Origin of the sequence: Bartonella sp. AC70YNML (genome assembly GCF_042196545.1) — a bacterium.
In the GTDB taxonomy this organism is placed as follows: Bacteria; Pseudomonadota; Alphaproteobacteria; order Rhizobiales; family Rhizobiaceae; genus Bartonella.
The window spans coordinates 158,942-181,808 of the sequence record NZ_JBHIQK010000003.1 but is presented as its reverse complement, the minus strand read 5'-3'; the positions used below and the strand labels follow the sequence as shown (position 1 = coordinate 181,808).

Sequence of the window (22,867 nt, the reverse complement as noted above, 5' to 3'; positions counted from 1 at the left end):
TTTCATCAATAAAATACCACGGATTTCAAAACCACAATTCTCCCTTCACCTTTCCCCTCCTTTCTCAAAGGAGAAAAAGCATTTACTCAATAAATCTTTATACAGAAACCTTTAGAGACCCCAACAGCCACTCGAAGAGCCATCACGCCTCTAAGCACCCACGAGTCCCCCACCTCGTCATCCCCTCGGAACACCCCCTGCGCAATACCTAAAGCTTTGCCCCCGCAACACCTTCCAACCACCGCCTTCCCAATTTCATCAATAAAATACCACGGATTTCAAAACCACAATTCTCCCTTCACCTTTCCCCTCCTTTCTCAAAGGAGAAAATGTTTTTTGCCACATCAAAAACTTTTCCATTAAAACAAGATATTTTGCTGCATAGCTAATGAATGAGATTTTTTCTGTAGATTTTTTCCCGCGATAAAAAAGGAAAAATAATCGTTTTGCGGTTGACAGAATATGAAAAATCGTATTTAATGGTAGATGCGGTAAGGGGTTTTCTGCGTCCAGATTTCATCATAAAATTTTCGCATTACCATAGACTGTTATAAAACAGTGTGTTTCGCGGCAATGTTTAAAACTTTACGGTTTGAAGGTATCTTTCGTCCTTTTCTGACTGTTTTCTTTTGCATTACACAATTTGCATCACCAACAGCCCCATAATTTTGAGATTTTCAAAACAAGTGGTATTCAATAAGGGCTCCCAATAGAACGCCCTAATAATCCCCTTATAAAATACCAATATAATACATCACAGCAATGATGAGCACTACACGCATAAAAATATGAAAACGGCATTATTATGCTCTCATCGCCTCACCTTTCAAGATGCAAAGGCTTGTTTTTCAAAACATTGTTTAGCCAGAATTGAAGAAGATAATATTACCTATCGATAATCAATATGGAGGCTAATAGTATGAAGCCACAAGATTCCCCCCCACCTCATTCCTCACAAACCCCAGAAGGTGCAAGTGCACCTGAAGGGGCGCGTGCAAATGCATCATTAGACACTCTTACTGCACATTTAGAACGGCTTAACATTGAAAAAATAAAAAACACCCCTTTTAATCGTGCGGAATTAAAAGATATTATTGCCGGTTTAGAAAAGCATAATGCCGATGGCAGTTGGATCAAAAATTATTATGATATTCTAGATCTGTACATGATGCCAGCCTTGGTCGATCAAGCAAATCGTAAATATCCAGAGATGAATCTCAAACTTACAAGCCCCCCAGACGGCTTTGCCCTTGCACTCAAAGAAACGCTCGAAAAGGGCATAAAATCTTCTAGGCTGATCGTTAACGCACAAGATAGGGGAATTCATTTTGCGGTTGTCGATCATCAAACCATTGATAATAAAACATCTTTGATCTTTTTTGAACCGACCTTACTGCGTGACACGCTTCCCGCATTACTGGCATTAAGGACGCGACAATCCATTGAACATCACCAATTTCCGAATATTCATTTTGCCATGGTAGAAATGGATATTCAACGAAGCTCCTCTGAATGTGGGATGTTCAGCTTAAGCCTTGCCAAAAAGCTTTATCTCGAAGCTCAAAAATTAGAAAGACTACACAAAGATAATATTAAGGGTGTGTTATGTGAACCAGACACGCCTTTACCTGCTGAAAAATTAGATCCATATCTTCCAGCTCGTTTATACAAACACGTGCAAGGCAGAAGACGTCTTGGGGAATATCTAAAAGCCAACCCAGAAGCAGCACAGGAGAAAGTAAACAAAAAAGGCGAAACCCTAACCGAAAGATTTGAGAGAAGCTTGGTAGCAACAGAGACAAAAACTGTTTCTGTTTCACAACACAGAAAAAGAGCTACAGAATACAAATCTCTAATGATGTAATAAGCGTTTTGGCCATAGCCATATTCCACATCCACAAAGAATGAAGCTCTGCGGCTTTACGGTAAGGCATAAATTGCTGTTAGCAAATCTTCTTTTCCCTTTGAAGGAGGTAAAGATGCAAACAGTAAGCAACGTGATCTCTTAAAAGATAAAAAGATACCTTACCTTTGACTCTGAAAAGCGTGCGATTTTGTCTTTGGTAACAAAATTTTTTAAAATAAAGATGATTTCATCTCTTTGTTTTTTTTAGATAAAAATCTTTCCTGCAAAACATTGTTTAGCCAGAATTGAAGAAGATAATATCACCTATCGATTATCAATATGGAGGCTAATAGCATGAAGCCACAAGATTCTTCCCTCCCTCATTCCTCACAAACACCAGAAGGAGCAAGTGCAAATGCATCGTTAGACACTCTTGCTGCACATTTAGAACAACCCAGTAGCGAAAAAGGCAAAGATATCCCATTCAATCGTGAGGAATTAAAAGATATTGTTGCCCGTTTAGAGGATGATATCTCAACGGGTCGTTGGTTCACAGCTGATTATGCAAGTACAGACCTTAAACTAATGCCAGCCTTGATAGATCAGGCAAATCGTAAATATCCCGACATGCGTCTTCAATTGGCAGCGTCATCTCACGACTTTGCCCTTGCACTCAAAGAAGCCATCGAAAACGGCGTTCAATCTTCTAGATTTATTATTCACACAAAGGACAGGGGAATCCATTTTTCAGTGATTGATCATCAAACCATCGATGACAAAACCTCCGTGATATTTTTTGAACCTACAACACTCAACAATATGAAACCAGCAGTGCTGGCATTAAGAACACAATTGGCTCTTAAAGCGCATGAGTTGCCCAATTGTTCTTTTGCCATGGTAGAAATGGATATTCAGCGAAGCTCTTCTGAATGTGGAATGTTCAGCTTAGCCCTTGCTAAAAAGCTTCATACCGAATCTCAAAAATTAGAAAGACTGCATAAGGATAATGTTAAGGGTGTATTATGTGAACCAGATACACCTCTATCTCCTGAAAAGTTAGATACATATCTTCCAACCTCTTTTTACAAACACGTGCAAGGAAGAAGACGTCTTGGGGAATATCTAAAAGCCAATCCAGAAGCAGCACAGGAGAAAGTAAACAAAAAAGGCGAAACCCTAACCGAAAGATTTGAGAGAAGCTTGGTAGCAACAGAGACAAAAACTGTTTCTGTTTCACAACACAGAAAAAGAGCTACAGAATACAAATCTCTAATGATGTAATAAGCGTTTTGGCCATAGCCATATTCCACATCCACAAAGAATGAAGCTCTGCGGCTTTACGGTAAGGCATAAATTGCTGTTAGCAAATCTTCTTTTCCCTTTGAAGGAGGTAAAGATGCAAACAGTAAGCAACGTGATCTCTTAAAAGATAAAAAGATACCTTACCTTTGACTCTGAAAAGCGTGCGATTTTGTCTTTGGTAACAAAATTTTTTAAAATAAAGATGATTTCATCTCTTTGTTTTTTTTAGATAAAAATCTTTCCTGCAAACATTGTTTAGCCAAAATTGAAGAAATAATACCATTTATCGATCATCAATATAGAGGCTAAGATTATGAAGCCACAAGATTCTTCCCTCCCTCATTCCTCACAAACACCAGAAGGAGCAAGTGCAAATGAATCTTTAGAAGACCTTATTGCACGTTTAATGCAAAGTTCCATCCAAAAAGAAGAAGAACATACTGCACCGAATTCTGACGAATTAAAAGATATTATTACAGGCTTAGAGAGAGATCTTGTAACCGGCCGTTGGATTAACTCTTATTATGAAAACACAGATATTAGATTGATGCCAGCTCTCGTAGAAAAAGCAAACAGCAAATATCCAGACATGAATCTCAAATTGGCTCTTACAGCAGAAGAGTTTTCGCACGCCCTAAAAGAAGTCGTTGAGAGCGGCGCAAATTCTGCCCAATTTATAGTCAATTCGGGAAGCAAAATCCACTTTGCCGTCCTTGATTATCAAAAAGTTGATGAGAAAATCTCTTTGATTATGCTTGAACCTACAACATTTCAGAATATCGCGGCTTGCAAACTAGGGATAAAAATAAATCAAACCCTTCAACGTCTTCAACTGCCTCCTTATTCTTTTACCACAGCAGAAATGGATATTCAGCGAAGCTCTTCTGAATGTGGAATGTTCAGCTTAAGCCTTGCCAAAAAGCTTCATCTTGAATCTGATAAATTAGCAAGATTGCACAAAGATAATGTTAAGGGTGTATTATGTGAACCCAATTCATCTGTATCTGCTGAAAAGTTAGATTCCTATCTTCCAACCACTTTTTATAAACATGCGCAAGGAAAAAGACGTCTAGAACACTATTTAAAAGTCCATCCGGAAGCTGAACATGAAACAGTCAACAAAAAAGGGGAAACTCTGAGAGAGAGGTTTGAAAAAAACTTAAGAACAACAGAAGGAAAAACTGTTTCTGTTTCCTCCCACCAAAAAAGGATTACTGAATACAAATCTTTAACGATGTAATTAAGGCTTTTTCCATATTCCTATTCATCAAAGAACGAAGAGAGGCTGCTTTACGGTTAAGATTTCTCTAAGCAAACCAGCTTTTGCTCTCTTAAAACAAAAATAGCCAACAACTTTCCTCTTAAAGAAAAACACCATTGTCCTATAAAACCAGCCCCTCTTAAAATTGTATCAAAATTCCACAGCTCTTGTTAGCCCAAAGCTCTGTGTAACAATGAGGCTCTTTGGATAAGCAAAACGCTTGATACATAAAATATTTAATGCTTTCGTCTTCAGTAAAAGCATATGTCTTGTTTTTCTAAGAGTATCCACTTCGTATCTCAAACACCCCCACATCAATGCCATGCTCTCAAACCACCACGAACAGCCGCTCTCTGTCCCCACAATCACACACCATCCGTTCTCTCCATCTCTCACTCCTCACAACCACTGCCAACACAAATAATTGTACACCTCTCCCAATCCCTGCCGCGCCAACAGTGCCCTTCTAAGAGTTCCACTCACCATACCATACATGTCACCCCTCCAACCTCACCCGTATCATGCCACCACTAACACAATCGCCAACAAAACCGCCAGCGCAATGGCAATGACCCGTGTGCACCACATCAACACCGCCCGCGCCAATAAGACGCGATCAACAAACCACACCCCATGGGAACGGATCTCAAAACCAACAACAACGCTCTCCATCCCCACAAACAAACCCTTTCCCCTTGCAAAAACTCTTTCTCACAAGAGAAAAAGAATTTATGTGACCAGAATGCACCTCTATACGGAATTTTTTATAGAACCCTCTCCCCCTCACAACCAGCTTAACCGGGGGGAGCCCATCGTCCTTTCCCCACCATGCTACCCCCGCGCCAACAAAACCGCCAGCACAATGGCAATGACCCCGTGTGCACCACATCAACACCGCCCGCACCAATAAGACGCGATCAACAAACCACCCCATGGGAACGGGTCTCAAAACCAACAACAACGCTCTCCCAACGGAAAATATGACCACATCCAACCATGCCCCCTAGAATTACACAGGTAACATTTTGATTTAATTAATTTTTTCTTCTTTTCTGTTTTTGAAGCGTGAAAAAATTCATTTTTAATCTGTCAACCAGCCTCACGTTAACGTGAGGCTTTATTTTATGGAGAAGTAAATGAGAAAAATATCATCAGCAGGGCTTGCACTCATTAAACAATGGGAAGGATTGCGTTTACAAGCCTATAAAGATTCCATCGGGGTGTGGACAATCGGCTATGGCCATACCACCACGGCTGGCCAACCGTTCGTTCACAAGGGCATGATCATTACTGAAAAACAAGCAGAAGAAATTCTTTCTCAAGATTTAAGACAATTTGAAAATACCGTTGAAAAACATGTGACAGTTTCTTTAACGGATGAACAATTCGCCGCGCTCGTATCGTTTTGCTATAATATAGGAACATCGGCTTTTTGTAATTCGACCCTTCTAAAAAAGCTCAATAATGGCGAATATGAGGCTGTCCCTGCTGAGTTACAAAAGTGGACTAAAGCAGGAGGAAAACGTCTTCACGGTTTAGTGCACCGTCGTGCAGCAGAATCGGGATTATGGGCAAAAGGGGCTTATGTTTCTTCCAACTATCAAACTGTAGAAACGCAAGCACCAACAGGATTTTTCAAAGCAGAAGCGCTTACACCGATTATTGGTTCTTTTTCTGGACTTGGAGGCTTATTGGCAGGCAATGGTCCCATCCAATGGGCATTAGCAACCATTATGGTTTTAGCCGCCTGCGTTGGCATTTTCTTTGTGGCAAAACGGTTTCGGGAGCAGCGCTTATGATGTGGTGGTTGAAAAAAAATCTAATGATAACAGGAGCGGCTCTGACCGCTTTTTTTATCGCTTTAGCAAAAGCTTTCACTCTTGGAAAGAAGGTTGAACAACAAAAGCAAATAGAAAAAACGCTAAAGTCATCAACAACACGGCTAGAGGTGGAAAATGAAATTAATCAAAAAAGTGATGCTGATGTACGCGCTTCTCTTACTCACTGGTTGCGCGATAAAAACAATCAATGAGCATTTTTCTTGCGTTGGTTGGATGCCCATTTATTTAGACAACAAAGATCTCAATATCATCAGTTCAAATCTCGCAAGAGATATTTTAAAGCATAACAAACAAGGGGAACACATGTGTGGGTGGAAACATGGCTAGAAAAAAAACGGAAAAACAAACAGAGCTTACAGAAAAGGAAAAAGAAGTCCTACAAGAAATCATCACAACGTATAAAAGTGTAAAAATGATGTCACGCTATACGAAGTGGATTATCTTCATCATTTTCTTATTAGCGCTTGATTTTTCACGAATCATAGATGTGCTGGGAAGTATTTTTACACAAAAATCGAATATTCAGCTCTAAAATAAATAAAAAACGTGAGACGTTTTAAATCTTTTAAATATAAAAAGCCATTCGTTATTTTTTGAACACATGGAGTTTTATTGATGATTTTTCACGTCTCACGAGAAATTTTTATACACTCTTCACAAACACTTTCATGAAATGAATTTAGGAGCATGAAGAGAGATTTTTAACCAACGCGTAAGTCAATAACTTTGGTAACATAAGAAAAGGATCATACCAACGTACATTTTTTAAATAATCTATTGATATCCAAATGATTTTATACTCTTCATAAATAGCATAGCCAAGAATTTTGTATTACAAAATATTTCTTTTAAAGAAGCGCATAAACAAGCAATGTAATGGGAGCCTTACATAAAACCTCTTATCTTTACGTTTAATAAAAAAGCAAGCTGGCTCCTCCCTGCCTCTCAATGCCCCCCAATTCCCTGCCCCCCAATTCCCTGCCTCTCAATTCCCACCCTCTCAATTCCCACCCTCTCAATGCCCTTATGTCCTATGCATAAAGGTCAAGTTGAAGAGAATATATGGAAAATCCTTGGCTCGAAAATATGAAAAGAAAGCATGAAGCTACAACAGAATTTCGCGTGCCTTTATCATCAGAAGCATTAAAAATTCTAACACAAGCACGCCTATTGTCTCGTCATGATTTTTTTGGCTACCTGTCATGGTCCCCTTAGCTCAAAAATTGCTCCCTACTCAAGAATTTTCTGTAACAATATAGGCAACAAACAGAACTTGAGTATAACAACATGGGTTTGGCTCCAGTTTAGGTGATGAGCTTACCGAAAAAAAGATGAGAGCAAGGCGAAAAATTAGCTTTTATCTTTAAGCTTCTCAAATGGAGCAGTCTCCCCATTTCAGAGATCAACTAAACAGAGAGATGCTTATTCCTCTATGCAAAAGCTTGAAATACCAGCATCTTATTCATAAAAAACAAACCAGCCCCATCATTCTCTTTTCAATTCTGTCTTTCCAACGCTCAATAGGTACTAACTCTTAACTACTGACTTTTAATGATTGCGTTGGTTCATAAAAACCGTAGTGACCTCTCACCTTATGAAGCACAAACCCAGGATTTTTTAACGGTGCAGGCATAAATCTGAAATGAAAAAACAGAACTGTATTAGGAATAACTGACTATAAATCAAAGAATTGTATTTTTATTAGCAAAATATTTTCAAAGGAAACCACGATCCCCGCACAATAGAAACATTTCATAAAAACAAGAGAAAAAGCTATGGATTAAGAGTGAGATTCATTCACAATGACGGTAGATAAACCAGTGGAGAATAGAACAATCCTATAAGATAAAGGAACTGTCATAAAAGGAAAAACTGTATGAAACGTGAAAAAGCATAAAAAAAAACGGGCCCAGAAGACCCGTTTCTTTATTATTTCTATGGAAAAAAGCTTAGAAATCCATTCCGCCCATTCCACCCATTCCGCCAGCAGGCATCGGAGGCATTGGTGTATCTTTCTTTGGAACTTCAGCAACCATTGCTTCTGTTGTGATCAGAAGGCTCGCAATTGAAGCCGCATTCTGAAGAGCAGAACGCACAACTTTCACAGGATCAACAATTCCCAAAGCAATCAAATCACCGAATTCACCAGTTGCGGTATTGTAACCATAAGTGTCAGCATTATTTTCCAGCACTTTGCCCACAATAATAGCGGCTTCTTCACCAGCATTGCTTGCAATCTGGCGCGCTGGTGCTTGTAGAGCACGACGAACGATACTAATACCAGCTTCTTGGTCAGGATTACTTCCCTTAACGGTCAACGCATTTGCTGCACGCAACAATGCGGTACCACCTCCAGCAACAATACCTTCTTCAACAGCAGCACGTGTTGCATTCAAAGCATCATCAACACGGTCTTTCTTTTCTTTCACTTCAACTTCTGTTGCACCACCCACACGGATAACAGCAACACCACCAGCGAGTTTAGCAAGTCTTTCTTGCAATTTTTCACGGTCATAGTCAGAAGTTGTTTCTTCAATCTGAGCCTTGATTTGATTGACGCGAGCAGTAATTTCAGCCTTTTGTCCAGCACCATCAATAATGGTGGTGTTTTCTTTAGAAATATTCACTTTCTTTGCACGTCCAAGCATATCCAAAGTGACATTTTCAAGTTTAATGCCCACATCTTCAGAAATAACCTGTCCGGATGTCAAGATAGCGATATCCTCTAACATTGCTTTACGGCGATCACCAAATCCAGGAGCTTTTACAGCAGCAATTTTCAAACCACCACGCAACTTGTTGACCACGAGCGTTGCCAAAGCTTCACCTTCCACATCTTCAGCAATGATAAGAAGTGGTTTTCCAGACTGAACAACAGCTTCAAGCACAGGAAGAAGAGATTGCAAATTAGACAATTTCTTTTCGTGAATGAGAATGTAAGGATCATCAAGATCAGCGACCATTTTCTCAGCATTTGTGACAAAATAAGGGGAAAGATACCCACGGTCAAATTGCATTCCTTCAACGACTTCTAATTCCGTTTCAGCAGTTTTAGCTTCTTCCACGGTAATGACGCCTTCATTGCCCACTTTTTCCATAGCATCAGCGATCATTTTACCGATTTCAGCAGCGCCATTAGCGGAAATTGTTCCCACCTGTGCAATTTCTGCTGAAGTTTGGATTTTTTTTGCTTTTTTGAAGAGGTTTGCCACCACTTCTTCAACAGCAGCATCAATCCCACGTTTAAGATCCATTGGGTTCATGCCCGCCGCAACAGCTTTAACACCTTCTTGCACAATAGCTTGTCCTAAAACAGTTGCTGTTGTTGTTCCATCACCAGCGATATCATTGGTTTTAGAAGCAACTTCGCGCAACATTTGTGCACCCATATTTTCGAACTTATCTTCCAGTTCGATTTCCTTTGCAACGGATACACCATCTTTTGTGATACGAGGCGCACCGAATGATTTATCAATCACCACATTGCGACCTTTAGGGCCGAGTGTCACCTTAACAGCATTAGCAAGGATGTCGACACCGCGCAACAAACGCTCACGCGCTTCACGGCCAAATTTGACTTCTTTAGCAGCCATTTAATTTCTCCTTGGAGTTTTCTCAAAATAGTACACAATGAAAAATTAAGCGCTTCAATTAGCCCATAATTCCCATAATGTCAGATTCTTTCATGATGAGGAGATCTTCCCCATTAATCTTGACTTCAGTTCCAGACCATTTTCCAAACAAAATACGGTCTCCTGTTTTGACTTCTAACGGCACGCGCTTTCCGTTATCATCGAGAGCGCCATTGCCAACAGCAATCACTTCGCCTTCTTGGGGTTTTTCTTTTGCTGTATCAGGGATGATAATCCCACCAGCCGTTTTATTTTCAGATTCAACCCGACGGACAACGACACGGTCGTGAAGTGGGCGGAATTGTATATTAGCCATGTTTTAAATCCTTAAAACTGAACATAATTGCATTAATCTTAAAAGTTCTTGCTAGCACTCTCAAGCTACGAGTGCTAGCATGTATTAGATATAAAATCGGCATCTCTTAATGTCAAGAATAGCCATAAAAATAATTTCTCTAAATGAAGCTTCAAAGTCTTGCCTCTTATTGCACTTTCGCGTTATCTATCTTTTTTGAGAACCCGTGAACAAAAAAGGATCTTATCATGGTTGAAACACGTCAGGAAACGGATAGCTTTGGAACGATTTCGGTACGTCAAGATCGTTATTGGGGCGCACAAACTGAACGTTCTCTGCATAATTTTAATATTGGCAGTGAAAAGCAGCCTCTTGCCATCATCTATGCCTTAGTCCTTGTCAAAAAAGCAGCAGCGATTGTAAATATGGGCAAAGGAAAACTACCAGAAAATATTGGAAAAGCAATTATTGCCGCCGCTGATGAAGTGCTTGCCGGCGATTTTGATACGCATTTTCCACTGTCCGTCTGGCAAACAGGTTCTGGCACACAAAGCAATATGAATGTCAATGAAGTCATTGCTAATCGTGCTAGTAAGATTTTGGGAGGAAAACTTGGAAGCAAAAAACCAGTTCATCCCAATGACCATGTCAATATGAGCCAATCATCGAACGATTCCTTTCCCACGGCGCTTCACATTGCCACCACGTTGCAAACACGCCAACACTTACTGCCAATCCTTGAAGCTCTTATTGCGACATTAAAACAAAAAGAGCAAGAATTTGCAGATATCATTAAAATCGGCCGCACCCATACGCAAGATGCAACCCCTTTAACCTTAGGGCAAGAATTTTCAGGCTATCGTGCCGCATTAGAAGCCAATTTTCAGCGTATTAAAAATGCTCTAACCGATGTCCAAATGCTTGCTCAAGGTGGTACGGCTGTTGGCACAGGACTGAATGCACCCAAAGGTTTTGACGTTGCTTTTGCGCAAACAGTGAGCACTCTCACAGAAATAACGTTCCAAACTGCCCGCAATAAATTTGAAGCACTTGCCCATCATGGCGCCCTTGCGCATTTCCACGGGAGCTTGAATGCCTTAGCTGCTGATCTGTTTAAAATTGCCAATGACATTCGGTTTTTAGGCTCTGGTCCACGTTCCGGTTTAGGGGAACTCAGTCTTCCTGAAAATGAACCCGGATCTTCTATTATGCCCGGCAAAGTCAACCCCACGCAATGTGAAGCCTTAACCATGGTCGCATGCCAAGTTTTTGGTAATCACACCAGCGTAACCTTTGCCGCAAGCCAAGGACATTTTGAACTCAACGTTTATAAACCTGTTATTGGCTATAACGTTTTACAATCAATTACCCTTCTTGGTGATTGCATGCGTTCTTTTGATATGCATTGTATTCAAGGATTACGGGCCAATCGTGTTCATATTCACTCGCTCATGGAGCGCTCACTCATGTTAGTCACAGCTCTTGCACCAGAAATTGGCTATGAAAAAGCTGCTGAAATTGCCAAAGCAGCGCATAAAAATGATACAACTTTGCGCACCGAAGCATTAAAAGCAGGGGTTTTTGTAGAGGATTATGACCGATTAGTTGATCCCAAAAAGATGATTGCTCCCCAATAAACAACTCACTAAAAAAGATACAAACGTCTTAAAACAAATCTTTCTGTCAAAAGATCGGGGTGTTTTACACCCCGATGATGACCGATAACAATTACCCACAGCGTTCATTTTAGGCTCTGAGCCGCATTTATGCTATGGGTGTTTTTGTTGCTTATATTGTACTTAAAAGGCACAACGATTTTGGAAAGGAATGGATAGTCATAGCTCAACACCCAATAGCTATACTGGCAAAAAGTGATTTAAAGGGATATGACCTTAAGGTGTTTTTCATTCTAGCTTCGCGTCTTGATTTTGAAAATCTATTAGCTATCAACCAAACAAAATTAGCTCAAAAAAATCGGTATTAATAGACATAATTTCAATCGAAGTATAAAAAGATTAATGAATTCATCGTAGTTACGCTTTACAATGTTATCATTATTGATAACATTGGGTAAATAACTCTTATCTCAATGAGATAATGTGTTTATTTATAATAATAATCTAGCGTTATCCATATTGAACGAGAATCCTAAATACCGTAAGATTTTCTCATTTTAAATCTGTCCCATGTTGCATCAATCAAAATCACTTACTTGCACATCACAAACGCAATGAATGTATGAATAGAAATTGTATCCGATAAGGACTACAAACGCCTCTAATGAACCACCTCAAGTGCCAAGGACTGTCACAACGGACAAAGGGGCCTATCACAACATTGTGGAGAGGACTGTCACAACACCCTACGAACTGGCAAATATAGTAATGGTACCGACTTTCTCCTTTATGAAGCGTAAAAGAGGTGCTCAATAGATTTATCATTATATCATTCACAATCGCCGTCGTGAAATGGGTTTAGGAACATTGAGAAATGTCTCCTTTATGAAGCGTGAAAATGGGTGCTCAATAGAGGAACAGCTGTTGGAACAAAATTCGATGCACTGAAAGGTTTTGACCTTTGCTGAAACAATCTACTCTTTGACGGGATATCCTTGACAGCTCGCAAGAAATTGGAGGCATTTGCCCATTATGGCGCCCTCACCCATTTCCACAAAAACCTGAATGCACGCGCTAATCTCTTTAAAATAGCCAACGACATTCAGTTTTTAGGCTCTCATCCACGTTCCGGCTTTAAGCGAACGGAACGGAGAGTTTATCCGTTTTACATGGCGCATAAGAAACCTCATGAGACTTGAGATTCTCGCACTTTACTCCTTCTGATTCTTCGTATTCTATTCAATCAATCAAAACTATTCGCTTAGATTATTATAAGCAAAAGTGGCATATAGATAAAAAAGAAATAAAGTCGCTCATCCCCTCGAGTGCTCAAAAGGCTACCGCAATACAAAGCTATGCAATATCAAAAACGAGCAACGAATATGACGGTACCAACGAGCAACGAATATGACGGTACCAATATGCATTTTTACGATAAATTGAATATTTAAGCACATTGGTGTCAATCATAATGGATAATACATTTAACAACAAAAAGTGTTTTAATATATATAAAGTAATATTTTTTTAATAAATAGAAAGCTTGTTTACTATACTATAATTTTTTCTAAAACACAGAGAACACTGAAAGAGTATATAAAAATACTGAAAAATCAATATAAACGTGGGATAATAGCATGAAAACAAGTTTCAAGAACGCTTAAATATGGATAATTATAGAGTTTTTGAATGTTTTAGTTTTCATAATGATATTAAATATAGATTTTTTTAACCAATTCGTATATAATACGATTTGTATCTGAAATAAATTGGGGACGTTTTTATGAAAACAAAATGTTTAGTTGCACTATCTATTTTCACCTTCATTACCGCTTCAACAGCGCAAGCAGCAGATACAGTAATCTTTAAGCAATCAGAACCGAAGGTTTCATTGCAAGATGTTTCGTCATCACGTATTTCACCGGTTACTGTTTCTGCGCCTTTTTCTTGGTCTGGTTTTTATTTTGGAGGACAAATTGGATATTTTTCCAATAAAAATACTCTAAATTATGCACAAGAAGCTAGGGACGGAAAGTGGGCTTGGGTTGATAGAGATTTATCACCGAAACTATCAGGATTGAGAGCAGGTTTGTATGCAGGTTCTAATATTGATCTGGGAGATCTTGTTTTCAGTTTTGATACCGACATGGTCTGGTCTGGGAGGAAAAGCACCCAAACAGACAATGGAAAGAAAATTCTAGATGAATCAAACTCCATTAACATTGCCTTTAAAAAAGCTGGGATTCCTATCATAAAACCTGCAGCTCAGGGTGAAACGATATCCAACTATGGTGACATTGTTGTTAGCAGTGTAACATTGAAAGAAACGTGGTCTGGTGCCACGCGCGCGCGTATTGGTTTTGCTTCCCATCGTCTTATGCCTTATATTGCAGGGGGTATAGCCTATACACAGATGCAATATATCATGTCACTTTTATCAAAATCGCAAGAAGATTCGACAATTTTTGCTTCTGGCAATGTGTTAGATGAGACAAAAACAATGTTTGGTTACACTGTTGGTGGTGGTTTTGATCTTGCAATGACAGATAATATCATTATGCGTACAGAATATCGTTATTCAGATTTTTTTAAAAAGAAATTTGCAAACGATAACCTTAAAATCTCTTCTCAAACGCATGATGTTCGCTTTGGTATCGCTTATAAATTCTAAGTTTTGTAGAAAAATTGAACAATTAAAAAACCCTGTTAAAAACGGGGTTTTTTAATGCCCCTTTACCCCTAAAAAGACGTAGATTCTAAAAGCCTGTACTAAACTTTAAACAAATAGTCACGAAACAATAAAGCCTCTCCCTCTCTTAAAGCAAATTTCTATCCTCTCAGCCTTTCATGTAATGCATTTGGAATATAAGAGCTTTACCATCATACCACTAGGCGCCATCGTAAAATAAATGAGAGCCGCTATGTAAGAGATATTTCTTTAAAATAAATATGGATATTGTGCATCAATTGCAGTTTTATAAGATGATGTTGACTTGCCTCCCCGCTCTCAAAGGATAAAGATTCTAAAAATCCATTTTTAAACACCATGTCCGTTTATAAAAACACAAAAACTCTTGGGGGATATCGGGGGACTCTTGGGCGGGCTTCTTTGGGCTCCTCCGCATGGAATGCTCTTAAACCTACAGCAAGATAAACACATTTAAGAATATCCAACACACACCGAAAAAATACTGTAACGTTTCAAGGAAGGATGCCCTATATTACCACACTTCAAACGACAGTATTTTACCGCTATTGTATGCCAGAATGGAGAGAGGATATTGCGGTTCTCTGTTTATGTAATTTCTGTAACGGGAAGACAACTTCATTTAGGGAGCACATGAAGTTGTCAAGGTAAAAACCAATTTCCAATCTTACCATTTCCCTCTGCTTTACGACTTTCAAAAGCCTTTAAAGCACAATCTTTTAAGCCTCTGCTCCTGTCTTTTAAAGAGAGGAAATTACACATTGCCCCATGTTTTTGTTTCTCACATATCTTTTTTGGATCACACCCTTCATATCATACGGCAGCGCTTCAAACCAAACACACTCAAATTCAAGATACTTGGGTTGCCAATTCACATGCGTGTTTTAAAGAAACATCTCTCAAAACCCTCAAGCTCATTTTGCGACAACACCCACAGGAATATAAAATCTATAGAGCACCATCTCTACACTTCATAAAAATGCAAGCTGGCACCATCCATCATATACTTTACCTCCAATGATGCCCTTGAAACGGCATAAGAGGCATTTTTATTCATTTTTTGTAAAATTTCACTCCACGCGAGCTCATCTAGCTTGTAACGTACAAGCGACATGATTTTGGTTGATTTACTACAAACAGACTTGAAATGAAAGAATCCTAGGGTATTAGAGGTTTTTCATTCAACATGCCAAACATTGAACACGGTCTATAAATCCCACGTTTTATACCCCCCATGTTTTATAAAACAACGTGATGCGCCGTAACAGGATAAAGGAAAATATTTATGAAGTGGTGCGGGTGGTCGGACTCGAACCGACACTCCTCTCGGAACCAGATTTTGAGTCTGGCGCGTCTACCAGTTCCACCACACCCGCACACTGCTATAAAAGACAGGACTATAAAAGACAGACTTGTCGATTATTCCTTTGCACTATATGAAGAAGAACAGATTCGTCAACAGAAGACTTCTCATTTTTTAAGAATTCATATCATTTTCTTATCTATTTTATGGAATATTTTCTTTATTGGATTTCTCTACCGGATTTATAGCAATCTCATTTGTAAAGTCTTTACCTCTTAAACTTATAAAAGCCTCATGATATTAAACAAATTAAAGCTTTGGACGATTTCTTTAGCAAATCGGCGTACAGCACCACACTGGCTTGGTTTCATTGCCTTTATTGAAAGTTCTATTTTTCCAATTCCCATAGATGTTTTATATATTCCGATGCTGCTTATCCATCAAAAGCGGGTTTATCGTTATGCTTTGATTGCGACGATCTGTTCTGTATTAGGAGGCATTGCCGGTTGGTTTATCGGACATTTTGCCTATGATACCCTTGCCAAACCCATTTTAGAAATTTATGGTAAGGTTGAAAGTTTTGAATCTCTGAAAAATAGTACAACCCTGCAATTTCTCATCATTTTACTGATAACATCAGGTTTTTTTCATCTTCCCCCCATCAAGATTGTCACAATTTTGGCCGGTGTTATGAGTGTGCGTCTTGAATTTTTCATTCTTATTTGTATTTTTTCCAGAGGCGCTCGTTTTTATCTTCTTGCGTGGCTGATTAAACATTTTGGGCAAAAAGCAATGAATTTTCTAGTACAGCATTTTAAATGGATTGTTCTCATTGGTTGTGTTAGCCTCCTTTTAATTTATGGGATTTTCATAGCTTTTTTAAACAAGAAGCTTTTATAAGGAACAGACTTAATGGCATGCGTTTTGTCTTCTCATCCACTTTTACACAAGCACCTTCATGTTGAACCCAGCAGAAAAGAACAATGTTTATGGGCTTTTTTTCTCGCTTTTTGCTTATCCACTACAATAGGTCTCGCCCTTAGTTTTGAATATCTTGGCGGATATCTTCCTTGCGATTTATGTCTCATAGAGCGTTTTCCCTATTATGGTGCCATACCATTTTTGCTCTTAGCAGGTTTTGGGGCATGTTTTTTTCGCACAACGGCTTGGATACAACTTTTATTTTTGTGTGTTTTTGTCTTAATGTGCATCAGCCTTGTTTTAGCCGTTTATCATGCGGGTGTTGAATATGGCTTTTGGGAAGCTCCCCTCAGCTGTGGTTTAAGCGCAGTCAGAAAAACCTCAGACATTAACCAGCTTCTTAACCAATTAAATAGCATTCATCCCCCTTCTTGTTCTGAAGCATCCGTACGCTTTCTTTTTCTCTCATTTGCCGGTTGGAATGTCGTCTCAAGCCTATTTTTCTCCCTTATAAGCCTCTATATCGCTTCAAAAGGAATTCTTTCAGTCCATAAAAAACTCTAACCATAAAATAGAAACGAAACCGCGTGCACTCGTTCTCTCCAATAGCTTCCCCTCTAACCAACCAACCCTCCAGTCACCAATCCCCACCCAAAACCACCCACCGCCAAACCAACCCACCAACACCAACGAGTTACCAACATCCCTCCTCTAACGTTGTACTCAAAAGACAAAAATAAGCAGAGACATCCATTTTATGGTTTCACCTCTCTGTACTTATGGGCAACATTTTGATAAAAACTCGTGATAGAAAAGCCGTAAAATAATAAGTGAGGGGACCAATAAATATAAATGGTCTGCTATGGCTGAAGATAAGAACACAGCGCCTTCTACCCTATCACCTATTTCCTTAGATATAACCAAACTTGAAGAACCATGTGTTATGATGGAACATGATCATAATGCATGGCGCGAGCATATAAAAGAAAGGGATTTAAATGCTCCTTACGAAAAACCACCTCATATAAAACCACGAATCAAATCGGCACCACGCATCAGGCAAGTTTTTTGGTGCGATTTTCCTCATGATTCAATACTCCCTGAATTTTGGAAAAAGCGGCCTGTTTTAGTGCTTTCTAAGAATGCAAAATTATATGGAAATGTAACAGTTTTGCCTTTTTCAACGAAATCACAACCCAATAATCCCGCTGCGTATCCAATACAATCTCCCATAGAGAATAAAAAAGCATGGATTATCTGCAATTATGTCACAACAGTTTCTGTAAGTCGTTTAAGTTGCTCACGTACCGTTCCAAGATTATCCTGCGAAGATTTTCATAAAGTTGTAGCTCTAATGCTCAAATATTTACCGCATTTACACTATTGACTTTTGAAAAAAATAAGCGTATATATACCGCCATACACGGCATCAGTAATGGTGGCCGCTTCCCCGCAAGGGGAGATAGGAACGAAGGAGTGGGAAACCGCTCCTTTCGTCATTTTTGGTATTTTTTTGAGAACTTTTTAGGCATTTTTTGCAACCTTCCCTAAAACATATCCACATTCATTCTCCACCGTTGTTGTTTTGAAATATTTGCGATTTGGGGATAAGCAGAAGACAATATCCGTACTGTTGATCCGGTAAAGTTTCCCATGGAGATTACCGAGATGTTGTACATACTTATCATTTCATTGCACAAAAAATCGTGCTGGCGTTTCTTAAACTTTATATGATTTACCGCAATGGGAATATCTTTCCAAGATTGAAAAAAGCTTCGCTTTATATGACCACACCTCAAACGATAGTATTTGACGAGAGAACAAAGAAAATTCTCTAATGAACCAGAAATCAACACCCAATCGATTTCTATCTCTTCACCAATAACAATTGTTTATCGCCCTAACCACATTATTTCACCGGTCACATGACCTAACATAGCTTTTGCAGATAGATTTTCTTCCCCTTTTCCGAGAAACGATCTATGTTAAGCTATTTTGGGATTTACTGCTAAATTGCGTATGCTTGCGCTTTTAAAGCCTTTTTTCTCACCATATAAAAGGTAGATAAAAAAAATAATTTCGTTTATCAGCTTTATTTTAAAGACATACCTATTTTTTACAGGATACGTTCTCCTTTCTATCAGCCCTATCGCATTTAATACACTTGTCGTTTCTAAACATGAACAACCAAGCATCACAATGGAACAATAGACACCCATTGTAGCTTGTCATCAAGTTTTGTATATTTTGACACTAGGTTTTGTACCAATTAATTTTTTTTCAAAGAGTTTTTAAAAGGCTCTCAAAGGGGGGTCAAAGACCTCTCAAAGCCTTCTCTCATTTTTAGCATGAAAATGCACTTTTTTCTGATTTTCACTCTTTTTAGCTCTTTTTTACAATTTTAAATGTCAAAATCTATTTTGACAAAACGCGCATTGAATGCTAAATTTTATACATAAAAACAACAAATTACCATCTAATCCCACTGAGTATAAAGCCTAGTGTCAAACTACATCCATCACTTTCATTGGCACTTGCATTGACAAGAGATAAACAAGAGCATTGATCATCACACACGGAGCAAAAATCTATAGCGACTACGCCATAGACTTTCGCCACGCAAGGGTTATTCTTAGAGCATATTGATGATGAGATAATCATTTATGACATCCTTTTTGTTGCGCCATAGAACAGGTTTTGCTAACTAGTTTTACTATTATGCAAATTTTTCAAGAGAAATCCTCACTCGCTCATAGATGACAAGATTTCTTTATGGAGAGCGCACATGACGCTCAGCTTTGACCTTTTCCATAACAAGGGTAAGTTCAAACTTTAACCAACACGACAATACACCTATTCTAAACGATTTACGCACCACCTCATCGGCAACAGGCTGCTCCAATATCGGTGCATTGACTTGAGAATTTTTTGCACTTCCACGCACCGTAAAAAAAGACTTTCTTTTTTTCATATTTAAATCCATTTCAGTTGATTTGGATTTTAAAAGTGCCCAAAAAAATCAAACAAAAATAGAGAGGTAAGTTACGAAAACTACAGGGTAAATTTTACTGCCCCAAAATGTCTATTTTTCCCCGCCTGAACAGTCAGAGGAACACTATAAAAATTATTTTCATTAAAAAACAATTACTTATAATCTAGGGAAGAAAAGTAAAAATCTCCCCCAGAAAAAGAGATTATCTTCAAAATTATCAAAAAAAGCAGCACAATTTTAGTGATCTTTTTATTTTTTTTCTTTTGATAAAATTAATTGGCAGGTGTCTTAGGCGCCCCTCCGGTAGGTTCCCAATTGGCAATACTTGCAAGCTGCTCAATAACATCCTCTTTTAACTTACCATTTTTCTTATTGCGTAAATCATATTGATCAGCATTCTGTTGCAGCCACTTTATAAGCGTTCCTTTAACAGTTTTACCACCCTCAGCCTCACTCACCGCTTCCCAAGCCGCAACAATAGCAGCAAGCTTTGGGGCATAGCGTGGATGCGTTGGATCTTGAAACGCATATTTTTGGTCCTTAACGTCACGAGAATCATCCTCAGGGAAAAAAAATGGAGGGTACAGACCACGCGATGAAAGCCATTCTTTTAAATCATCAACGCGAACATATGAGGAATCTGCATCTATAAAATCCGAAAAATTATAGTACGACCATTCTATCTCTAATCGATTGCTTTTTCCCGCTTGAACGATAGCATGATAGGCTGCACGGAAATTAGCAGTTTTCTCTGATGATACGGAAAGGTTATCTTCGTAAATATCACTTTTTTCTGGTTCTAATTTGTTGACAAACAAATACTTTCCTGGATTTAATCCAACTATTAAAAGCGCTGCCTGCAGTATTGTTAGTTTTTCAGAAAGCCGCCAAAATTTCAAACCATCACTATTTTCCATATATGCTCCCTTTTTTCTGCACAATTTCGCTCTTTTTTAAAAACATCAAAAACGTTTGTTAACGCGTAGAGATTATGCACTTCTCACATTTCAACTCATCCCATACTTTAAATAAAACACAGCACCCACACCCCTCCTTGTGATACACAAGAAAATGATTTGAATTGCTTCAATATAAGAAGTTTTAAAGTGAGAGAATCTTACTGAATTTTGGGCTTTCATACAAGATATCAGGCAAGTTACAAGGCGATAAATGCCCCTTCATAAAGTATCAATTTTCATGCGTGATCAAACAATTGGATATGATAATATCTCTTTCATTTATGCACTCCCACCCTTAAACCTGCCCCTGCAATTACAGCACAAAAGATAATTCGTTACATCAAATCCACCTCTAAATGCAAAAGCTGTAACAACGCTCAATGCGCGTAAATATCATAAGAATACTGTCTTACACCTCCACAAGCGGGATGCGTGACGTCAAACTGTACAATAAAATGCCATACCTATAATGAACCGAGCTAAAAGCTGTCGCAACACTGGGAGCTAAGGTGTATGACGATGCCGGCTTGCTCTTTATGAAGTAACAAGCCAGCACTATCTATTTGCCAGCCCCCAATATTGCGACAGCCCTTGGCTCTTAAGACGGTTCATAAGAGCCATTTTTAGTTCTTTCTTCTATAGTTTTTACCCACACGCCAACCCCGCTTGTAGTGTGCAAGCAAGTGATTTTGATTGATTCAAGATAAACAGATTTGAAATGAGAGAATCCCACGTTATTCGGGAGGCTAATTCAATATGAATAACGCTAGATTATCATTATAAATCAATATCTTTTATGCAGCGTAAAGATGGAAAGACTCAATGGAGTTTATATTATTTAGTGTATATTATTATATGAAGGCTTTACTGTTTTACTCTTTTATACTCTTCACGGACGCCCTCATGAAATAGGCATTTGTCCCTTGAAAAAAGTCTCTTTTAAAGAATTATTTCAAATTCCAAAGATTATTATCGTCTTTTGAATCCGTCAAATGAATGATCGTGCCCGCTTATTTCCATATATTCAAAATACATTAGAATGCTCCATTGAAAACGTCCCTTTAGCATAATAAAGCATATTTTCTCTCAATGCTTTCACGCCCCCCTCTCGACCCCACTTAATAAATCTCCCACTTAATAAATCTTCCTGTACTTGAATTTATTTGCCAGCTTTACTTTCATAGCACCCCAGCATTTTTTTACTGCAACCTTTTTGCAATTTTTCAGTTTTGAACTTTTAGATTGACTTTCGGTTTATTTTTCTTATGTTTTAGAATTATTCTAAAGTGCACAGGAACAGAAAATGTTGAAATTGTTTTTTTCATTTGTACAACGTAAAGCTCTGTCCTTTCGTTCAGCACAAAACGTGATACTTAAAGCGCTCAAAATAAAAGAGCAACATGCGGCGCTCTATTTAAAATATGCAAAAGCTCTAGAACCTTATTCCTCTAAGGAAGCCGCGGTTTTTACCGCCATGGGGCTTCAAGAGCTTAAAAATTATAAGCAACTTTTGTGCCTTTCTTGCCATAATCGTGCAAACACTATCGGTTCATTATGTGACAAAACTTCTCTTGTGAAAGACAAGAGCCGCCATCCCTCCCAAAAAACAACAGCGGCAAATCACACCATAAAAAAACCTTCGAAAACGCAAAGACAAACACTTTTGACTTGGATTCAACCAGGTCTAGCAGGGTTAATGGATGGCTCTGTTTCCACCCTTGCCCCCATTTTTGCCGCAGCTTTTGCCACGGGAGACACGCATCAAACTTTTTTGATAGGACTCTCAGCTTCAATTGGTGCAGGACTTTCGATGGGTTTCACAGAAGCAGCCCATGATGACGGCAAATTATCAGGACGTGGTTCGCCATTAAAAAGAGGCCTTGCCAGCGGCATTATGACCACATTAGGAGGATTAGGCCATACGCTTCCCTATTTAATCAACTCTTTTTATGTAGCGACAATTATTGCTTTTATCATTGTTTTTTTCGAACTAGGCGCCATCGTCTGGATTCAGAACAAATTCATGTCAACTCCCTTTTGGCGCGCTTCTTTACAGGTCATCATTGGAGGTGCCTTGGTTTTTGCCACGGGTATACTTATCGGTAGTATCTAAAAAAATCTTATCCACAACCCATGATTTAGATCTCTAACGTGTCATTCCTTTTAGTGACAACACATTGATTTATAGAACT

The 22,867-nt window shown here is 38.7% G+C and carries 18 protein-coding genes, 1 tRNA gene and 2 pseudogenes; 15 read left to right on the top strand and 6 right to left on the bottom strand.

From position 1 onward, the window contains the following. The first annotated feature begins 919 nt into the window (after nucleotides 1–919). The 3 genes from ACFIMU_RS04240 (at nucleotide 920) to ACFIMU_RS04230 (ending at nucleotide 4,388) form a co-directional block, all read left to right on the top strand. A complete protein-coding gene (locus ACFIMU_RS04240; RefSeq protein WP_375696847.1) occupies nucleotides 920–1,864 on the top strand; it encodes a YopJ/AvrA family T3SS effector serine/threonine acetyltransferase in 945 nt (314 codons plus the stop codon). 336 nt (nucleotides 1,865–2,200) lie between these two features. Further along, nucleotides 2,201–3,127, top strand: coding sequence for a YopJ/AvrA family T3SS effector serine/threonine acetyltransferase (locus tag ACFIMU_RS04235; protein WP_375614474.1), 927 nt, complete (start codon nucleotides 2,201–2,203; stop codon nucleotides 3,125–3,127). Nucleotides 3,128–3,461: 334 nt separating this feature from the next. Continuing rightward, the gene (locus ACFIMU_RS04230) at nucleotides 3,462–4,388 is read left to right on the top strand and encodes a YopJ/AvrA family T3SS effector serine/threonine acetyltransferase (protein WP_375606486.1); all 927 of its coding nucleotides are present in this window, start codon (nucleotides 3,462–3,464) and stop codon (nucleotides 4,386–4,388) included. Between the two features lie 667 nt (nucleotides 4,389–5,055). On the opposite strand, the gene ACFIMU_RS04225 is transcribed toward ACFIMU_RS04230, so the two are convergent. Beyond that, complete coding sequence (locus tag ACFIMU_RS04225; RefSeq protein ID WP_375696846.1) at nucleotides 5,056–5,403, bottom strand: hypothetical protein; 348 nt, start codon at nucleotides 5,401–5,403, stop codon at nucleotides 5,056–5,058. Nucleotides 5,404–5,545: 142 nt separating this feature from the next. Here ACFIMU_RS04225 and ACFIMU_RS04220 point away from each other — a divergent pair, with 142 nt between their 5' ends. From ACFIMU_RS04220 to ACFIMU_RS04200, 5 genes and pseudogenes are all read left to right on the top strand, one after another. After that, nucleotides 5,546–6,208 carry a lysozyme gene (locus tag ACFIMU_RS04220; RefSeq protein ID WP_375606488.1) on the top strand — a complete coding sequence of 221 codons (663 nt, stop codon included), beginning with the start codon at nucleotides 5,546–5,548 and terminating at the stop codon, nucleotides 6,206–6,208. Continuing rightward, a complete protein-coding gene (locus tag ACFIMU_RS04215; protein WP_375606489.1) occupies nucleotides 6,205–6,441 on the top strand; it encodes a hypothetical protein in 237 nt (78 codons plus the stop codon). The genes ACFIMU_RS04220 and ACFIMU_RS04215 overlap by 4 nt, the downstream gene beginning before the upstream one ends. Further along, entirely contained in the window at nucleotides 6,365–6,577 is a 213-nt protein-coding gene (locus ACFIMU_RS04210) for a hypothetical protein (RefSeq protein ID WP_375606490.1), read from the top strand. The genes ACFIMU_RS04215 and ACFIMU_RS04210 overlap by 77 nt, the downstream gene beginning before the upstream one ends. Beyond that, complete coding sequence (locus ACFIMU_RS04205) at nucleotides 6,570–6,782, top strand: hypothetical protein (protein ID WP_375606491.1); 213 nt, start codon at nucleotides 6,570–6,572, stop codon at nucleotides 6,780–6,782. The genes ACFIMU_RS04210 and ACFIMU_RS04205 overlap by 8 nt, the downstream gene beginning before the upstream one ends. A 528-nt stretch (nucleotides 6,783–7,310) precedes the next feature. Then, nucleotides 7,311–7,441, top strand: a pseudogene (locus ACFIMU_RS04200) (integrase); the annotation flags it as partial. A gap of 758 nt (nucleotides 7,442–8,199) precedes the next feature. Here the strand turns inward: ACFIMU_RS04200 and groL are convergent. Together groL and groES are read right to left on the bottom strand one after the other, a co-directional pair. Continuing rightward, nucleotides 8,200–9,843 (bottom strand): chaperonin GroEL, encoded by a 1,644-nt coding sequence (gene groL / locus ACFIMU_RS04195; protein ID WP_375606493.1) that lies wholly within the window; start codon nucleotides 9,841–9,843, stop codon nucleotides 8,200–8,202. Between the two features lie 58 nt (nucleotides 9,844–9,901). Next, nucleotides 9,902–10,198: a co-chaperone GroES gene (gene groES, locus ACFIMU_RS04190; RefSeq protein WP_005774667.1), complete on the bottom strand. Its 297-nt coding sequence runs from the start codon at nucleotides 10,196–10,198 to the stop codon at nucleotides 9,902–9,904. A 227-nt stretch (nucleotides 10,199–10,425) separates the two neighbouring features. On the opposite strand from groES, the gene fumC reads away from it, so the two are divergent. From fumC to ACFIMU_RS04175, 3 genes and pseudogenes are all read left to right on the top strand, one after another. Next, nucleotides 10,426–11,814, top strand: a complete 1,389-nt coding sequence (gene fumC / locus ACFIMU_RS04185; RefSeq protein ID WP_375606494.1) for a class II fumarate hydratase — start codon at nucleotides 10,426–10,428, stop codon at nucleotides 11,812–11,814. Between the two features lie 893 nt (nucleotides 11,815–12,707). Then, nucleotides 12,708–12,926 (top strand): annotated as a pseudogene (locus ACFIMU_RS04180) (lyase family protein); the annotation flags it as partial. Between the two features lie 650 nt (nucleotides 12,927–13,576). Then, entirely contained in the window at nucleotides 13,577–14,464 is an 888-nt protein-coding gene (locus tag ACFIMU_RS04175) for an outer membrane protein (protein ID WP_375606495.1), read from the top strand. 1,327 nt (nucleotides 14,465–15,791) lie between these two features. Here ACFIMU_RS04175 and ACFIMU_RS04170 read toward each other — a convergent pair. After that, nucleotides 15,792–15,876 (bottom strand) — tRNA-Leu (locus ACFIMU_RS04170). A gap of 221 nt (nucleotides 15,877–16,097) precedes the next feature. On the opposite strand from ACFIMU_RS04170, the gene ACFIMU_RS04165 reads away from it, so the two are divergent. The 3 genes from ACFIMU_RS04165 (at nucleotide 16,098) to ACFIMU_RS04155 (ending at nucleotide 18,111) form a co-directional block, all read left to right on the top strand. Beyond that, nucleotides 16,098–16,703 carry a YqaA family protein gene (locus tag ACFIMU_RS04165; RefSeq protein WP_375606496.1) on the top strand — a complete coding sequence of 202 codons (606 nt, stop codon included), beginning with the start codon at nucleotides 16,098–16,100 and terminating at the stop codon, nucleotides 16,701–16,703. Between the two features lie 12 nt (nucleotides 16,704–16,715). Continuing rightward, a complete protein-coding gene (locus ACFIMU_RS04160; protein ID WP_375614478.1) occupies nucleotides 16,716–17,288 on the top strand; it encodes a disulfide bond formation protein B in 573 nt (190 codons plus the stop codon). Between the two features lie 298 nt (nucleotides 17,289–17,586). Continuing rightward, nucleotides 17,587–18,111, top strand: a complete 525-nt coding sequence (locus ACFIMU_RS04155) for a type II toxin-antitoxin system PemK/MazF family toxin (protein ID WP_375608131.1) — start codon at nucleotides 17,587–17,589, stop codon at nucleotides 18,109–18,111. 1,383 nt (nucleotides 18,112–19,494) lie between these two features. Here ACFIMU_RS04155 and ACFIMU_RS04150 read toward each other — a convergent pair. Both ACFIMU_RS04150 and ACFIMU_RS04145 read right to left on the bottom strand, forming a co-directional pair. Then, nucleotides 19,495–19,695 (bottom strand): hypothetical protein, encoded by a 201-nt coding sequence (locus ACFIMU_RS04150; RefSeq protein ID WP_375615054.1) that lies wholly within the window; start codon nucleotides 19,693–19,695, stop codon nucleotides 19,495–19,497. A gap of 293 nt (nucleotides 19,696–19,988) precedes the next feature. Continuing rightward, nucleotides 19,989–20,633, bottom strand: coding sequence for a hypothetical protein (locus ACFIMU_RS04145; protein ID WP_375687644.1), 645 nt, complete (start codon nucleotides 20,631–20,633; stop codon nucleotides 19,989–19,991). 1,345 nt (nucleotides 20,634–21,978) lie between these two features. On the opposite strand from ACFIMU_RS04145, the gene ACFIMU_RS04140 reads away from it, so the two are divergent. Continuing rightward, nucleotides 21,979–22,788, top strand: a complete 810-nt coding sequence (locus ACFIMU_RS04140) for a VIT1/CCC1 transporter family protein (protein ID WP_375610240.1) — start codon at nucleotides 21,979–21,981, stop codon at nucleotides 22,786–22,788. Nucleotides 22,789–22,867: the final 79 nt, after the last annotated feature.

What these genes read in the sequence shown, in the direction of transcription:
- ACFIMU_RS04155 (WP_375608131.1), top strand. Translation starts at nt 17,587, where the DNA reads ATGGCTGAAGATAAGAACACAGCGCCTTCTACCCTATCACCTATTTCC.
- ACFIMU_RS04235 (WP_375614474.1), top strand. Translation starts at nt 2,201, where the DNA reads ATGAAGCCACAAGATTCTTCCCTCCCTCATTCCTCACAAACACCAGAA.
- ACFIMU_RS04215 (WP_375606489.1), top strand. Translation starts at nt 6,205, where the DNA reads ATGATGTGGTGGTTGAAAAAAAATCTAATGATAACAGGAGCGGCTCTG.
- fumC (WP_375606494.1), top strand. Translation starts at nt 10,426, where the DNA reads ATGGTTGAAACACGTCAGGAAACGGATAGCTTTGGAACGATTTCGGTA.
- ACFIMU_RS04220 (WP_375606488.1), top strand. Translation starts at nt 5,546, where the DNA reads ATGAGAAAAATATCATCAGCAGGGCTTGCACTCATTAAACAATGGGAA.
- ACFIMU_RS04160 (WP_375614478.1), top strand. Translation starts at nt 16,716, where the DNA reads ATGGCATGCGTTTTGTCTTCTCATCCACTTTTACACAAGCACCTTCAT.
- ACFIMU_RS04230 (WP_375606486.1), top strand. Translation starts at nt 3,462, where the DNA reads ATGAAGCCACAAGATTCTTCCCTCCCTCATTCCTCACAAACACCAGAA.
- ACFIMU_RS04175 (WP_375606495.1), top strand. Translation starts at nt 13,577, where the DNA reads ATGAAAACAAAATGTTTAGTTGCACTATCTATTTTCACCTTCATTACC.
- groL (WP_375606493.1), bottom strand. Translation starts at nt 9,843, where the DNA reads ATGGCTGCTAAAGAAGTCAAATTTGGCCGTGAAGCGCGTGAGCGTTTG.
- ACFIMU_RS04140 (WP_375610240.1), top strand. Translation starts at nt 21,979, where the DNA reads ATGTTGAAATTGTTTTTTTCATTTGTACAACGTAAAGCTCTGTCCTTT.
- ACFIMU_RS04165 (WP_375606496.1), top strand. Translation starts at nt 16,098, where the DNA reads ATGATATTAAACAAATTAAAGCTTTGGACGATTTCTTTAGCAAATCGG.
- groES (WP_005774667.1), bottom strand. Translation starts at nt 10,198, where the DNA reads ATGGCTAATATACAATTCCGCCCACTTCACGACCGTGTCGTTGTCCGT.
- ACFIMU_RS04205 (WP_375606491.1), top strand. Translation starts at nt 6,570, where the DNA reads ATGGCTAGAAAAAAAACGGAAAAACAAACAGAGCTTACAGAAAAGGAA.
- ACFIMU_RS04240 (WP_375696847.1), top strand. Translation starts at nt 920, where the DNA reads ATGAAGCCACAAGATTCCCCCCCACCTCATTCCTCACAAACCCCAGAA.
- ACFIMU_RS04150 (WP_375615054.1), bottom strand. Translation starts at nt 19,695, where the DNA reads ATGAAAAAAAGAAAGTCTTTTTTTACGGTGCGTGGAAGTGCAAAAAAT.
- ACFIMU_RS04210 (WP_375606490.1), top strand. Translation starts at nt 6,365, where the DNA reads ATGAAATTAATCAAAAAAGTGATGCTGATGTACGCGCTTCTCTTACTC.
- ACFIMU_RS04145 (WP_375687644.1), bottom strand. Translation starts at nt 20,633, where the DNA reads ATGGAAAATAGTGATGGTTTGAAATTTTGGCGGCTTTCTGAAAAACTA.